Below are 13,655 nucleotides of genomic sequence, written 5' to 3' on the forward strand. Positions count from 1 at the left end.
ATTTTATTGTAAAAAAAAGCGGATCTGATTTTTTCATCTCTCCTACTGATTACACTACCACGATGTTAATTTGGCACACAACAGGTACAAGGTCATGATTCATTCCGACAAATGATCCATATTTTTTTCTGAAAATAATCACTTTTCTATCCTCATCCTGGTACTTTTATCACATCATATTACCATTTCATCCTCTTGATAAATAAAAAAAGTGAAGAAACCTCTCTCATTTTGTGATCAGAGGCCTTCACTTGATTCTGGTTTATCCTACAATAATGGCGTATACAATCCCGGGTCCGTGAACTCCGATGGTCAAATCATTCTCTATATCAGAAGAACGGCTTGGTCCCGATATAAAATGAACACCTGCCGGTAAATTCTCTCTTCCCTGTTCATCAAGTTCGGTAAGAAGTTCGCCAAGTCTCGTTCGAATACGCTCTTTTGGAACGATGAGAAATAGGACCGTAGGTAATAAACTAACGGATCTACCCTTCTCCTTGGCCGACTTTACCATTATTGAACCGGTATAAGCTGCGACTCCGTCGGCAACAACGATCCCGATGTCCGCTTCCGCAGCCGCAAGTTTCTCGTTCGTCCCATCCTCCGTGTTCCAAACGCTTACCTTAGCATAAGGAATTGAATCTTCCAGCTTTAAGGCTCTCAGCTCTTCCTGATCTTGAAGGATAACCCTTTTTGGCTCAAGCTCTTCTGCTTTTTCCTCGATCCATGCGAGCAATTCCTGTTCATTACGAACGCAGGCGACATATCCGCCCACACTTTTAAAATGCACAGAAAATTGTTCTACACGCTTCTCAAGATCCCAATCGGTCTCATTCCAAAAATCTGGCGATCCTTGAAACGGTCTAATCGGCTTGTCTGTAACAAGTGGTCTTTGCAGTCTAGAGGCAATTCGTCCCATAAAGACATCCTGCCTGCTGCGTGACTCTTGTTCAAGTTCCGTTAGCCACGCTTCATTCGGTCTATTCATGAGATGCGCCCCCTTGTTGTCTGCGGTCCAGCATGGTTTGCATTCGTTCTCGGACAGCGGAGTCCATTTCCAGGTGCTCTGTCCGAATTTCGGACTCGAGTGTACTCCATGTCTGTCTGAAAGATTGCTTCGCAAGTGATGGAGTTACTCTATATCTGTTCCAGCCCTTCAGCGGGCCAACCTTTATCGATATTTCACCATTTTTCACGATCAGTTTTTGACCGATTTGCCCCATTTTTATTGCCGTACCAAAACGACCTGCCTTGGCAACTACCGTTCCAAATGCTTTCATGCCCGCAGTTTCTGCCTTATTTCCATAACCCTGTTCTACCTTTCGTCTACGGAGAGAAACAAGCATCTCATGTAACGGAATCTTCACAGGGCAGGCCTCATAACAGGCACCACATAAACTAGAGGCACTGGCGATGTCATCCCACTCCGCCACATTTTTATTCAGTGCAGGTGTGAGAACAGCTCCAATCGGTCCACTGTAAGTGCTTCCGTAAGCATGGCCTCCGATATGTCGATAGACCGGGCAAGCATTAAGACAGGCACCGCAGCGGATACAATTCAACAGTTCTTGAAACTCAGGATCGCCAAGTTGTAAGGAGCGGCCGTTGTCCACGATAATGATATGCATCTGCTCCGGTCCATCGGCATCTTCTGTTCGTTTTGGACCTGTAATTCCAGACATGTACATCGTCATGCGTTGACCTGTTGCCGATCTTGGCAAGAGCGTAGCCATGACCTCAAGATCAGCCCAAGACGGTATGATTCGCTCCATACCCATAAGCGTAATCTGTGTACGCGGGAGGGTACTTACCATACGGGCATTGCCTTCGTTTTCGAAGAGGACCATGGACCCTGTTTCTGCTATCGCAAAATTACAACCCGTCATTCCGATATCCGCATCAAGAAACCGTTCTCGTAGTTTTTTACGGACAAACCCGGCAAGGATCGTTGTATCCGGCGCCAGCGTTTCTCCAGCCACTTCTGATAGAAGTTCCGCAATCTGATATCGGTTTTTATGAATAGCCGGGATAACGATATGGGATGGCATCTCGCCTGCAAGCTGAATAATATACTCACCGAGATCCGTTTCAATGGCTTCAATTCCCGCCTTTTCCAGCGCATGATTCAGATGTAGTTCCTCTGAGACCATGGATTTCGATTTCACGACAGACTTTGCACCTCGGTGTTCGGCAATCTTCAGAGCAATTTTCACAGCTTCCTCACCTGTATCTGCAAAATGGACATGGACACCGTTTGCTCTCGCATTCTCTGTAAATAGATTCAGATAATAGTCCAGATGGGCTATCGTATGAAGACGAATCTGTCTTCCTCGCTCCCTCCATTCTTCCCATCTACCATGCTCTTCCGCTGCCAGCTTTTTGCCTCCACGAAGTCTTTCTGTCGTAAACTTGACTGCTCTACGCAAAAATTCATCATGTAACGCGATTTCAGCTCGTTCTCTTACGGCATGTTTTCCCACTCCTGTACTCATGAAGACTTCACCCCTTCATATAGCAGTTCAGCAAGGTGCATCACGCGCACCGGCTTATTTTTGAAGCGAAGCTGACCGGCAATATTCATGAGACATGCCATATCCAGACCAACAAGAACTTCGGCTTCGGTTTCGGCGATATGTTCTGCTTTTTCGGTCACCATTGCACCTGATATATCTGCCATTTTCACCGCAAAGGTTCCACCAAAACCGCAGCAATCTTCGGCAAAAGGAAGGGGAACAAATTCGATGTCCTGGACTTCCGCGAGGAGCGCCATTGGCTCTTCTTTCACTCCAAGCAAACGACTGCCATGGCAAGAAGGATGATAGGTGACTTTATGAGGGAAACGCGCCCCTATATCCGTGATTCCCATTACCTTTACAAGAAATTGGGTAAATTCAAAAGTTTTTGCTTCGAGACGTCTTGCTTGTTCTGCAAGCACAGGATCATCTTTGAACAAATCTGCATAATGATGAATCATATAAGTACACGAACCAGAGGGAGATACGACAAAATCACTGTCTTCAAAAGCTTCAAGAATGGTTCTCGCTGCCGTTCTGGCTTCTTCAAAGTACCCGCTATTATAAGCCGGCTGACCACAGCAAGTTTGCACTTTTGGAAAATGAAGCGTAACACCGTATCTAGCCAAAATACGAACCATTGCTTCTCCCACACTAGGATAGATCGCATCACTTAAACAAGTAATAAACAAGGAGACTTTCATCAGCTTACACCTCTTATCTAAACAAACTCATCTTATTCTTTAGCGGTTAAACATATGCAGCAAGATTTGTATACTTTACATAGCGGAGATAAGCTTCTTTCCACGCTTCTGAACCCTCTGGTTCATACGTAAGTACAGGAAATGATTCCTTGATGGCCTTTCTAGCTTCTGTTAATGAACTGAAAACGCCTTCATGAATCCATTGTACAATCACATTCCCAATCGCACTTGCTTCCACGGGTCCTGCGTAAACAGGCTTTCCAATCGCATTTGCGGTCCAAGCACATAGGAGGCGATTATGAATTCCTCCACCGACCATATGAAGTCCACTGAATGAATGTCCAGATACCTGTTCCGTCAGTTCAAACACATATCGATACTTTAATGTCAGGCTTTCCAAAATACATCTGATGATCTCTCCTTGTGTTTCCGGTGAACGTTGATTGGTTTGCTTACAATATTCCCGTATTCTTGAGGTCATGTTACCCGCAGGAAGAAACAAGGAATCATCTGGATCAATAAAATGCTGAAAAGGAGTAGCTTGTTCAGCAAGGCCGAGAAGTTTATTGTAGTTAACATTCAGACCTTCCTGCTCCCACTCTCTTATCGTTTCTTGAAAAATCCACAATCCCATAATATTTTTCAGCAAACGATAAGTATGGTCTACGCCGCCTTCATTCGTGAAATTACTTGCCAAAGTCTTTTCATTCATGACCGGAGCATCTACTTCCGTGCCCATGAGCGACCATGTGCCGCAGCTTAAATAAGCAAAAGGACCTTCGTTTGCCGGAACAGCCGCAATCGCAGAACCGGTATCGTGCTCTGCTACAGCGATAAAAGGAACAGAGGAAATTCCGAGCTCTTTCGTAACAGCGGTTCTGAGCATCCCTACTTCTGTGCCCGGAGCTACTATCGAACCGAACCACTCCTCCGGAATCCCTACTTGATGAATCAATTCTCTGTCCCAATCATTCGTAACCGGATTAAATAACTGGGTCGTAGTTGCGTTTGTAAATTCATGCTGTTTTTCACCTGTCAGAAAAAAACGAAGCAAATCAGGTATCATCAGGAGATGTGCCCCTTCTCTCATCAAGTACGAATCCCGTTTCTTTAGTGCTGCCAGTTGGTAAATTGTATTGAACGGTAGAAACTGAATCCCTGTTTTCCGGAAAATCGTTTCTGCAGGTATCTTTGTCAGTACCTCTTCCATTACACCGCTTGTATGCGGATCACGGTAGTGGTAGGGGTTACCTAGAAGCTCTCCATCCTTGCCAACGATACCAAAATCGACTGCCCAGGAGTCAATACCAACACTGCGCACCGTTTCTCCTTCCTGCTTCGCTTTCAGTAGTCCTTGCTTCATTTCATGAAGAATTCTCAGGATATCCCAATGCATTCGCTCCCCGGCGAATACCGGGTTGTTACTGAATCGATGTACCTCTCTAATCTCGATACGGGAGTTGTGGAGCAGTCCGAGGACTGCTCTCCCGCTGCTGGCTCCCAAATCGTACGCCAGGACACTCACCAGCTCGCCCCTCCTTTTCCACGCACCGCAATTTCAGCAGTATAACGGCTGCTCAGATAGGCTTCCATTGGATCCACCGGAACCCCTTGTTCTTCCCGCAATACATGAAGTAGTGGAGTAACATCGAATTCAAATGCTTTCCGTACGGCATTTTCGGCGGCAAGAACATCATTATTTTCCTGTGCAGCTGCTACTTCCTCATGATCAACAAGCAATGCCTTGGCATATTGAGTTTGTACATTCAGTACAGACCGAATCATCGCAGGGATCTTCTGTTCAATATTATGAGATTGATCGAGCATATAAGCAATGTTGTTTACTCCACTGCGTATGCTCTCATCTTCATCCATACTTCCTTGCTGAATCTGATAGAAAATAAGGAAAAGTTCATATGGATTAACAGTCCCTACGATGAGATCGTCATCGGCATATTTCCGACTGTTGAAATGAAAACCTCCCAATCTTTTCTCATCCAGAAGGTAGGCAACAATATGCTCAATATTCGCTCCTGGGAGATGGTGCCCGGTGTCGACGAGAACTTGTGCCTGATCCCCTAGCTTTAGTGCCATGTTGTACGCCATTCCCCAATCCGCCAAATCGGTATGGTAAAAGCCAGGTTCAAAACATTTGTATTCAATCAGCATCCGCATGTCTTTATCAAGAGCACTGTACATCTCTTGTAATGCCTCATACATCCAGCCTTTTCGTTTGCGAATGTCGCCTTGCCCCGGATAGTTCGTTCCATCTGCAAACCATAGCGATATATCTTTGGAGCCTGTTTCTTTGGCGATATCGACACACGTAAGCAAATGGTCGGTTGCCATGCGCCGTATTCTACGATCGCTATTCGTTACGCTACCAAGCATATATTCGTCAGCCTGAAATAAATTCGGATTGACTGCCCCAATGCGCAGTCCAAGTCCTTCTGCATGAGAACGAAGTTTACTGTAATCGTCCACTTGATCCCATGGAATATGAATCGCTACGCTCGGTGCAAGCCCAGTAAAGCGATGAACTACCGCAGCATCTTCTATCTTTTCAAAAGGATTTCGTGGTACTCCCTCTTTCTGAAATACTTTAAATCGTGTACCTGAATCTCCGTATCCCCAGGAAGGTGTTTCAATTTTCAGCTCCCCTAGTTTTTTCTTCACGTTTTGAAGATCGATTCCTCGTGCTAACTGTTGCTCTTCAAAAAGAGCATAGGCTTTATCCTTCATATCAGACCCCTCCTCCGAATAAAAAGCGCAATCAAATGTTAAATCAATAGTTTAGCGGGTAAAGGCAGCTGGCACACCACCGTCAATGGTAAGCATACAGCCAGTCGTTTTTTCTGCTTTGGATGAAGCAAAGAAAGCGACACCTTCGGCAATATCTCTTGGGTAAATGTTTACGAGCAGTGTCGTTCTTTTTCGGTAATGTTCTTCCAGCTGATCTGGTTCGATACCGTAGGCTGCCGCTCTCTCATTCCGCCAGTTGGAGTTCCAAATCGCGGAACCTTGTAAAATCGCATCAGGCAAAATGGTGTTCACACGGATGCCGTATTCCCCGCCTTCTGTCGCAATGCAGCGAGCCAAATGTGCTTCCAGCGCTTTCGCTGAACTGTAAGCGGTCACATTTTTACCAGCATAGATTGAATTCTTGGAACCGATAAACACCATGCTGCCTCCAAGCTCTTGTTCTTTCATTACCTTAAAAGCTTCGCGTGCAACAAGGAAATATCCTGTTCCTAACACATTTATATTTAAATTCCATTCTTGTAAAGAAGTTTCGTCAAACCTACTTGAGGTAGCAAGGCCCGCATTATTCACAATAATATCGACACCGCCATAGGTGATTGCACACTGACGATAAGCTTCTTTGATTTGTTCTTCATTTGTAACATCCATTTTTACAGGAAGCGCACGGCCTTCTCCATATTGCTCGTTAATCTCAGCAGCGACACGTTCTGCTCCTTCGAGATTAAGGTCAGCAATCACAACGTGGGCCCCCTCTGATACGAGTAACCTAGCGGTTTCACTGCCGATGCCTCCCGCACCTCCGGTAATGAGTGCAACTTGACGAGAGAACTCGGTCTCTTTTGGTGCAAGTGATAATTTATAGAGCTCAAGCGGCCAATACTCAACGTTATAAGATTCATTTTCGCTAAGTGAGACAAAATTACCGAGTGCAGTAGCACCTTTCATCACAGCAATCGCCCGATGATACAAAGCACCGCTGATCAGAGAATGTGCGTGGCTTTTTCCCGTATTAATCATACCAATACCGGGAATCAAAATGACACGCGGTGCTGCTTCAAACATCTGATCTCCCTCATGTTTGTTTCGTTCGAAATAATCCTTGTAGCTATGTTTGTACTGCTGAATTCCTTCCTTCAAATTCTGTTTCAATTGCTCTATATTTTCTGCCTGTGGCTCCCAATCAATATATAGAGGAACTACTTTGGTATGTACGAGATGATCCGGACAAGCTGCACCTACCTGAGATAACACTTTTGAATCTGTTCCATTAACGAACGAGAGTACATCCTCCGCATCATCAAAAGTCAGAATCATTTTCTTATCATCACTTACCGCTCCGCGAATGAGAGGCATAATTTCTGCAACAGCCAGTCGGCGTTCTTCTTCTGCCAGTGAAGCATATTGGGCTCCCCCAAATGTTGCCTTCTCCTGTGAACGTTGATTAATGTAAGATTCGGCTTCCTGAATGACACGAATTGTCTTCGCGTATGTTTCTTCCGGAGTATTGCCCCACGTAACCAGTCCATGTTTCTCCATAAGAACGAGTTCAGCGGAAGGATGATTTCTGACCCCTTCTGCGATCATTTTTGATAATGTAAAGCCTGGACGTATATAAGGCACCCACACAAACCGATCCCCGTAGATTTCACGAGCAATCTCACGACCATTATCTGCACAGCAGATACTAATAATCGCATCGGGATGAGTATGATCCACGTGAGGAAACGGTAAAAAGGCGTGCAGCAACGTTTCAATAGATGCTCTTGGGTGCTTTGCATCGATCATACAATTGCTAAGATAAGCGACCATCTCTTCATCTGACATTTCATCTAATTCATATAAAGGTGTAATATCCTCAAGCCGAAGTCCCGTAAAATGTTTCCCTTGCATCGTGCCCAAATCGGACCCGCTGCCTTTGACATACATGACCTCTATTTCTCTTCCCCGGAAATCTTCTACGATTGTTTTGGTGGATGTATTCCCCCCGCCCCAATTACATACGCTCCGATCTGACCCAATCAGATTGGAACGATATACAAGCTCATCAAGCCCTTTCTTCAGCTGTGCCGCTTTCCCTGTGTCCCACAAATTCTGTACCATAACGAAATCAACCCTCCAGAGGTTCTGTATTTAGAATATTTTGTAAGTTCTTACCGGGAGTATAACACTTTTATTTGGGTTTGAGTATGTATTTTTCTGTTTTTTAAAGAAAAAACAATGATAATAAAGCAAATACATCTTTGTTTCAAACATTAAAGATGCATTTTCTTGGAAAAAAATGAAGTCACTTTCTCGGACAGGGACAATCTTTCCCGGAGGACATTCCTTGTGTTCACAGCGCATATCATAATAACAATAGAAGCAAGTGTGCTAATGAACATTACTTATTAAGACAATGTTGTAGAGGAGGAACGAATTTTTATGATGATTGAGGTAGAGGCTGGTGTACAGCTATATGTAGAAGACCTGCGTCCTCAGGACGGCGGAAACGGACAAACGATGATGTTTATTCATGGTTGGCCTGTAAATCACCGAATTTTTGATTATCAGATGCAAATGTTTCCGTACTTTGGATTTCGCTGTGTTTCTCTCGATCTTCGTGGATTCGGAAAGTCAGATAAACCATGGCATGGGTATTACTATGATCGATTTGCTGAAGATATCTCTCTTGTAATGGATATGCTCAACCTTGAAAATGTCATTCTAGTCGGATTCTCCATGGGGGGTGCTATCTGTGCTCGCCTTATTGCGAAATACGATACAGGAGCTAGAGTAGTGAAGCTCGTTCTCGCCGGAGCAGCAACGCCTTCAATCGTAAAAAAAGAACAAGCTTCATTTGGCTTGCCCTTGGCTCAAATTGATCATTTGCTACAGCAGATACAGATTGATCTCCCTCAAGCACTCTCTGATTTTGGAGGTACCTTTTTCTATCAATACATTAGCCCAGAATATAAAAACTGGTTTCAAAATATGTGCCTTGAAGGGGCCTCTTACTCGATTTTACAAACAGGAATCGCATTAAGAAACGAAGATGTGTCCACTGATTTATCACAGATTCAAATACCTACGGCTATATTCCATGGGGTTCATGATCAGATTGCTCAATTTCAGGGGGCAGTTGCTACTCAGCAACATATTCCTGGTTCCTTATTGTATCGTTTTGAGGGGAGTGGTCATGGGTTACTTTACGAAGAAAAAAATCGTTTTCAAGCTACACTGCTTGATTTTATTCAAAAAACGTAGCATTTCCATTAGATGATTAGCCAGCGTTTGATGAGCATCGCCTGAGGGGTATAATAGTACAAGCGTGAACCTAACAACTATGACAAAAGGTGATGAGCATGTATTATGATTTATCATGTTACTTATCCATCGCAAGGACTTCAAGTAAAAGGATATCTTAGTCTGCCCTATGGATATCAGCTTCTCGAAGAGGAAGCACGTCATTTGCTGGCAGGCAAATTTAGTAGTGTAGAACACCCGGCAATACAACTAAACTCACCACTACATCCATCAGGTCAAGATTTTGCTTCCAAAAAGTGGCCTGTGTTTATTTATTGCCGCGGTGGAATCGGCAATTTCGGCAAAGTTCGAACCCCTTGGGTAGAAGAGTTTGCCATGCATGATCATATCGTATTCGCTCCCTCCTATCGGGGTACAGAAGGCGGTGAAGGTCGTGATCTCTTTGGTGGCGATGACAAAGAAGATGTATATGCTGCCGTCAAACTATTGTCCGAGCTTCCTTTTGTTGATGCTGGTCGTATAAGCATTATGGGATTTTCGCGAGGTTCAATAAATGCAGCCTATACTGCGCGCACCTTGCCGAGTATTCATAAACTGGTGCTCTGGAGCGGAGTCTCCGATATGACCCAAACCTATGAAGAGCGAGTCGATCTTCGCCGTACGTTCAAACGTGTCATTGGAGGTCCTCCTTCAAAAGTTCCAGAAGCTTACGAAGAGCGCTCACCCGTTAATATTGCAGGAGAACTAAGCTGCCCCGTGCTCATTGTTCATGGTACAGAAGATGTTCAAGTGTCTTTCAGTCAAGGGGAGAAAATGTACCACTCCTTAAGTGAAGTAGATGCGGATGTTAATTTTCATCGCTATGAAGGCCTTGGTCATCATTTCCCGCAGGAAACACACCGCGCAGCCATCGCTCGAATGTTCGAATGGATTGGTGAAGGATCAGGGAATACAGAAACAGCAATTCCAATGTAATTCGAAAAAAGGCTACCCGTGTAGTATTAAACTACAATGGGCAGCCTTTTTTATGTTTTACACATTTAGATAACGCACAGTTTCTTACTTAGCTGACGGAATCCGGTGTGCGGAGTGTCTTGTCGGACCAACAAATTTGTTCAATGGGAAACCATTAGAAATGGCTTGCGTAACGAATGTTTTTGCGCCAGAAACTGATTCACGAACCGTGCGTCCTTTGGCAAGTCCCGCTGTAATCGCAGCCGAAGACGTGCAGCCAGCACCGTGTGTATACTGTGTAAGAATGGCACCCGCTTCAAACCATTCAAAAGTTTGTCCATCATATAGAAGGTCAACAGCCTTACCTTCACGAATCTTTCCTCTATCTTTAATCAAGACATGTTTTGCTCCCAGGTCATGAATGATGGATGCAGCTTCCTGCATTTGTTCCAGGGTCGTAATTGGACCTGTTTTTGCAAGTTGCGAAGCTTCAAATACGTTAGGCGTTACGAGATCAGCACGCGGAAGAAGGAACTCAATCATCGCTTCTGTATTTTCCGGTTGCAACACTTCATCTGTCCCTTTGCAGACCATAACAGGGTCAATTACAATTCGATTAAGTTTATAGCGATCTATATAACGAGATACCAGTTCGATGATTTCGACAGAACCGAGCATGCCGGTCTTCATCGCATCAAAACCAATACCTTCAATCACCGTTTTGAGTTGGGTCTCCACAATCCCGAGTTCTACTGGAAATACTTGATGATCCCATGTGTTCGGTTCCATACATACAATCGTCGTAAGAGCTGTCATCCCGTACACATCAAATTCCTGAAACGTCTTCAAATCAGCTTGAATCCCAGCACCACCACTCGTGTCTGAGCCGGCTACCGTTAATGCTTTTCTTATCGTCATGTTCATGTTCCCTTCGCTAGTAAATAACTTTTTATTAACAAAAAATTTAATGGCTATAATCCATACCCATTTAGTAAGATTATAATAAATCTCCATTTCCTTTGGCAAGATAATGTTCTTCTTATTTCTCATTTAGTTTAACATATCTTATCAAAAATAAGGACTGCGCGATCCATTCTCCTTCGAGATGATCGGGCAGTCCTTTTACGGATTCGTACCTTAGACGTATCAAGTCCGCATTTATTTTTTCATGATCTAAGTGGATTTTTCATTCTTTCAAACCCTAAGTAGCGGGTTCCCTGATAAGTAAGTCTCCCCTCGTCTCCTTCAACAAGCAGACCATATTCATCTGCTTTCACCTGAAATTCCGAGCGGTGCCCGTCCTCAAACTCAAAGGTAATATAATAGGTCGTAAAAGCACTACTGTCACCGGAACCTCCGCTCACATTCGTTCTTTTGGTCAGAATGCGTGCCTGCTCCGTCAGACGTTCAGCAGCATTATTACGAAAATAGGTAGTAAGTCCTTTAATAATAACAAAAAGAATCGTTCCCACAATGATTAGTGGGATGATCGTAAATAAAAAGTTGAACAATGGTGGTCCTCCGGAAAAGAATCCTCCGAAGCCTGAAAAGAAACCCTCGTCCACTTCAGTAAAAGCATCGTAACTGTTAAAATCATAACCAAATAGATATCGACTTTCGAACATCTCTTACCTCTTTCCTATACTAGGATAGAGCCTGCAATATGAACCATAGAGCTTAATATAGACTTTCCAGTTCATCAATCAGTTCCCCTACATAACGAACGGCACTACGGATCGGATCCGGTTGCGACATGTCTACTCCTGCTAGCTTCATGAGCTCGAGCGGGCTTTGACTTCCTCCAGCTTTCAGTACTTCTAACCAGCGATCTACGGCAGGCTGCCCTTCGTTACGAATCTTTTCAGCAACGGCGGTCGATGCAGTTAACCCTGCTGCATAAGTATAAGGATACAAGCTCATATAATAATGTGGCTGACGCATCCAAGTGAGGGATGCATTATCATCAATAATGACATCTTCTCCCCAGAAAGCAGATAGAATTTTACCCTTGAGCTCGCATAACTTCACGGCTGTAATTGGCTCATCATTCATCGCCAGCCCATACACCTGACGTTGCAATTCCCCTTCCAAAAGATGCGTCACAAAGTTATGGAAATAAGTGCCTAGGAGCTGAGAAATAACCCAACGCCGCATGCGAGGATCACTGGAGCGTTGAATTAAGTGATCTGCCAGCAGCAACTCATTCATTGTAGACGGTGCCTCAATAAAATAAAGCGACGGTCTTGCATTGATGAGACGTTGATACTTTCCAGCAAGCATCAAATGTCCGGCGTGACCAACTTCATGAGCGAGGGTAAAGGCACCTCTCATATTACCCGACCAGCTGATCAGAATGTAGGAATGTACATCCGGTATAGACATACAGAAAGCACCGGTTCTTTTACCTGCGTTATCAGCGTAGTCAATCCATCGCTTGCTGAAGGAGTCAGCTACAATCTCACCGTATTCAGGGCCAAGAATAGATAACGCTTCTTTGATCAATTCTCCTGCCTCTTCAAATGAAATCCCAGGGCTAAAATCAGGATCAAGCGGGGCTTTCAAATCCGCAAAAGTCATCTCAGATAAGCCTAGAACCCGTTTCTTAAGTGCGGCATATTTCCGCATATGAGGTGCTAGCTCTTCTTGGATAATATCCAGTATATTATTATACATCTCCGTTGTTACCTGCTGAGGTGTAAGTAGCATCTCCGTAACAGAATCATATCCGCGAAGCCTTGATTCGATGATTTGGCGCTTTACTTCTGTACCATAAGCTTCTGCAAACGTATTACGATATTTATACAGTGTTTCACTAAACGCTTTGAACGAATTCCGGCGCAAATCGGTATCTGCAGATTCTACATATTTATTTTCATATAAAGCGAATGATACCGGTACTTCTTCTCCTCGCCCATTTTCGGCAGAAGAAAACGTCATATCCGCAAGTTTGCTGCGTTCATAGATACGGTAAGGTGCACCCAATACATCCCCGAAGGAAGCAAGTACCTTTTCCGTTTCAGGTGATAGACGATGTGGTTTTGATTCAAGCAGCAACTTCAAGCTTCTCTCAAACACTTTAAGTTCCGGCTCCTCTTCTATGTAGGCTTCAATTGTTCCATCCGGAAGGGAAAGAATTTCTGATCTTACAAAGGAGAGGGCTGAGCTTACCGCCGAAGATACATCCCTTGCCTTAGAAGCATTCATTTGGTTCTCTGGATTGATGCTGTCCCCCGATTGATGAAGATATGAATACGCACCCATTCGTTGCAATCTTCCCTGAAGTTTTTCCTGGGCTTCAAGACATGCGAGTAGTACGCCTGCCCCTTCCCCCAATTTCCCTTCATACCGAGTTACTGAAGAGATGTCTTTCTCAATGGACTTACGTTCTTCCTCCCAAGCTTCTCTGGTTGCGAAAATATCCTCCAGATTCCAAGTGGATTCGGTACTGACTTCAGACCTTGTTAAAATTTTGGACATA

The 13,655-nt window shown here is 44.2% G+C and carries 11 protein-coding genes; 2 read left to right on the forward strand and 9 right to left on the reverse strand.

The genetic code is table 11. The annotated features are described in order from the left end of the window. Positions 1–262 precede the first annotated feature (262 nt). The 6 genes from KFT32_RS03480 to KFT32_RS03505 are packed head-to-tail and all read right to left on the reverse strand — an operon-like array spanning position 263 to position 8,080. The gene (locus KFT32_RS03480) at positions 263–988 is read right to left on the reverse strand and encodes a LutC/YkgG family protein (protein WP_211745732.1); all 726 of its coding nucleotides are present in this window, start codon (positions 986–988) and stop codon (positions 263–265) included. Then, positions 981–2,492 carry a LutB/LldF family L-lactate oxidation iron-sulfur protein gene (locus tag KFT32_RS03485; RefSeq protein WP_211745733.1) on the reverse strand — a complete coding sequence of 504 codons (1,512 nt, stop codon included), beginning with the start codon at positions 2,490–2,492 and terminating at the stop codon, positions 981–983. Before KFT32_RS03485 ends, KFT32_RS03480 begins: the two co-directional genes overlap by 8 nt. Further along, on the reverse strand, positions 2,489–3,217 hold the full coding sequence (locus KFT32_RS03490) for a (Fe-S)-binding protein (RefSeq protein ID WP_211745734.1): 729 nt from the start codon (positions 3,215–3,217) through the stop codon (positions 2,489–2,491). Before KFT32_RS03490 ends, KFT32_RS03485 begins: the two co-directional genes overlap by 4 nt. A gap of 46 nt (positions 3,218–3,263) precedes the next feature. After that, positions 3,264–4,742, reverse strand: a complete 1,479-nt coding sequence (locus tag KFT32_RS03495) for a rhamnulokinase (RefSeq protein WP_211745735.1) — start codon at positions 4,740–4,742, stop codon at positions 3,264–3,266. Then, positions 4,739–5,959 carry an L-rhamnose isomerase gene (gene rhaI, locus KFT32_RS03500; protein ID WP_211745736.1) on the reverse strand — a complete coding sequence of 407 codons (1,221 nt, stop codon included), beginning with the start codon at positions 5,957–5,959 and terminating at the stop codon, positions 4,739–4,741. Before rhaI ends, KFT32_RS03495 begins: the two co-directional genes overlap by 4 nt. 51 nt (positions 5,960–6,010) lie before the next feature. Beyond that, entirely contained in the window at positions 6,011–8,080 is a 2,070-nt protein-coding gene (locus KFT32_RS03505) for a bifunctional aldolase/short-chain dehydrogenase (protein ID WP_211745737.1), read from the reverse strand. Between the two features lie 321 nt (positions 8,081–8,401). Here KFT32_RS03505 and KFT32_RS03510 point away from each other — a divergent pair, with 321 nt between their 5' ends. Then, the gene (locus KFT32_RS03510; protein WP_211745738.1) at positions 8,402–9,223 is read left to right on the forward strand and encodes an alpha/beta fold hydrolase; all 822 of its coding nucleotides are present in this window, start codon (positions 8,402–8,404) and stop codon (positions 9,221–9,223) included. A 105-nt stretch (positions 9,224–9,328) separates the two neighbouring features. Continuing rightward, positions 9,329–10,198, forward strand: coding sequence for an alpha/beta hydrolase family protein (locus tag KFT32_RS03515; RefSeq protein WP_211745739.1), 870 nt, complete (start codon positions 9,329–9,331; stop codon positions 10,196–10,198). Positions 10,199–10,282: 84 nt separating this feature from the next. Here the strand turns inward: KFT32_RS03515 and pdxK are convergent, their stop codons facing one another. The 3 genes from pdxK to pepF all read right to left on the reverse strand — a co-directional run bounded on the left by pdxK (position 10,283) and on the right by pepF (position 13,654). Continuing rightward, on the reverse strand, positions 10,283–11,095 hold the full coding sequence (gene pdxK, locus KFT32_RS03520; RefSeq protein WP_211746008.1) for a pyridoxine/pyridoxal/pyridoxamine kinase: 813 nt from the start codon (positions 11,093–11,095) through the stop codon (positions 10,283–10,285). A 248-nt stretch (positions 11,096–11,343) separates the two neighbouring features. Beyond that, complete coding sequence (locus tag KFT32_RS03525) at positions 11,344–11,802, reverse strand: DUF2500 domain-containing protein (RefSeq protein ID WP_211745740.1); 459 nt, start codon at positions 11,800–11,802, stop codon at positions 11,344–11,346. 52 nt (positions 11,803–11,854) lie between these two features. Then, positions 11,855–13,654, reverse strand: a complete 1,800-nt coding sequence (gene pepF, locus KFT32_RS03530; protein ID WP_211745741.1) for an oligoendopeptidase F — start codon at positions 13,652–13,654, stop codon at positions 11,855–11,857. Between the last annotated feature and the right edge of the window lies 1 nt (position 13,655).

This window comes from Paenibacillus sp. Marseille-Q4541 (assembly GCF_018310695.1).
Taxonomy (GTDB): domain Bacteria; phylum Bacillota; class Bacilli; order Paenibacillales; family Paenibacillaceae; genus Paenibacillus.

What these genes read in the sequence shown, in the direction of transcription:
- KFT32_RS03480 (WP_211745732.1), bottom strand. Translation starts at nt 988, where the DNA reads ATGAATAGACCGAATGAAGCGTGGCTAACGGAACTTGAACAAGAGTCA.
- KFT32_RS03485 (WP_211745733.1), bottom strand. Translation starts at nt 2,492, where the DNA reads ATGAGTACAGGAGTGGGAAAACATGCCGTAAGAGAACGAGCTGAAATC.
- KFT32_RS03490 (WP_211745734.1), bottom strand. Translation starts at nt 3,217, where the DNA reads ATGAAAGTCTCCTTGTTTATTACTTGTTTAAGTGATGCGATCTATCCT.
- rhaI (WP_211745736.1), bottom strand. Translation starts at nt 5,959, where the DNA reads ATGAAGGATAAAGCCTATGCTCTTTTTGAAGAGCAACAGTTAGCACGA.
- KFT32_RS03505 (WP_211745737.1), bottom strand. Translation starts at nt 8,080, where the DNA reads ATGGTACAGAATTTGTGGGACACAGGGAAAGCGGCACAGCTGAAGAAA.
- KFT32_RS03510 (WP_211745738.1), top strand. Translation starts at nt 8,402, where the DNA reads ATGATGATTGAGGTAGAGGCTGGTGTACAGCTATATGTAGAAGACCTG.
- KFT32_RS03515 (WP_211745739.1), top strand. Translation starts at nt 9,329, where the DNA reads ATGATTTATCATGTTACTTATCCATCGCAAGGACTTCAAGTAAAAGGA.
- pdxK (WP_211746008.1), bottom strand. Translation starts at nt 11,095, where the DNA reads ATGACGATAAGAAAAGCATTAACGGTAGCCGGCTCAGACACGAGTGGT.
- KFT32_RS03525 (WP_211745740.1), bottom strand. Translation starts at nt 11,802, where the DNA reads ATGTTCGAAAGTCGATATCTATTTGGTTATGATTTTAACAGTTACGAT.
- pepF (WP_211745741.1), bottom strand. Translation starts at nt 13,654, where the DNA reads ATGTCCAAAATTTTAACAAGGTCTGAAGTCAGTACCGAATCCACTTGG.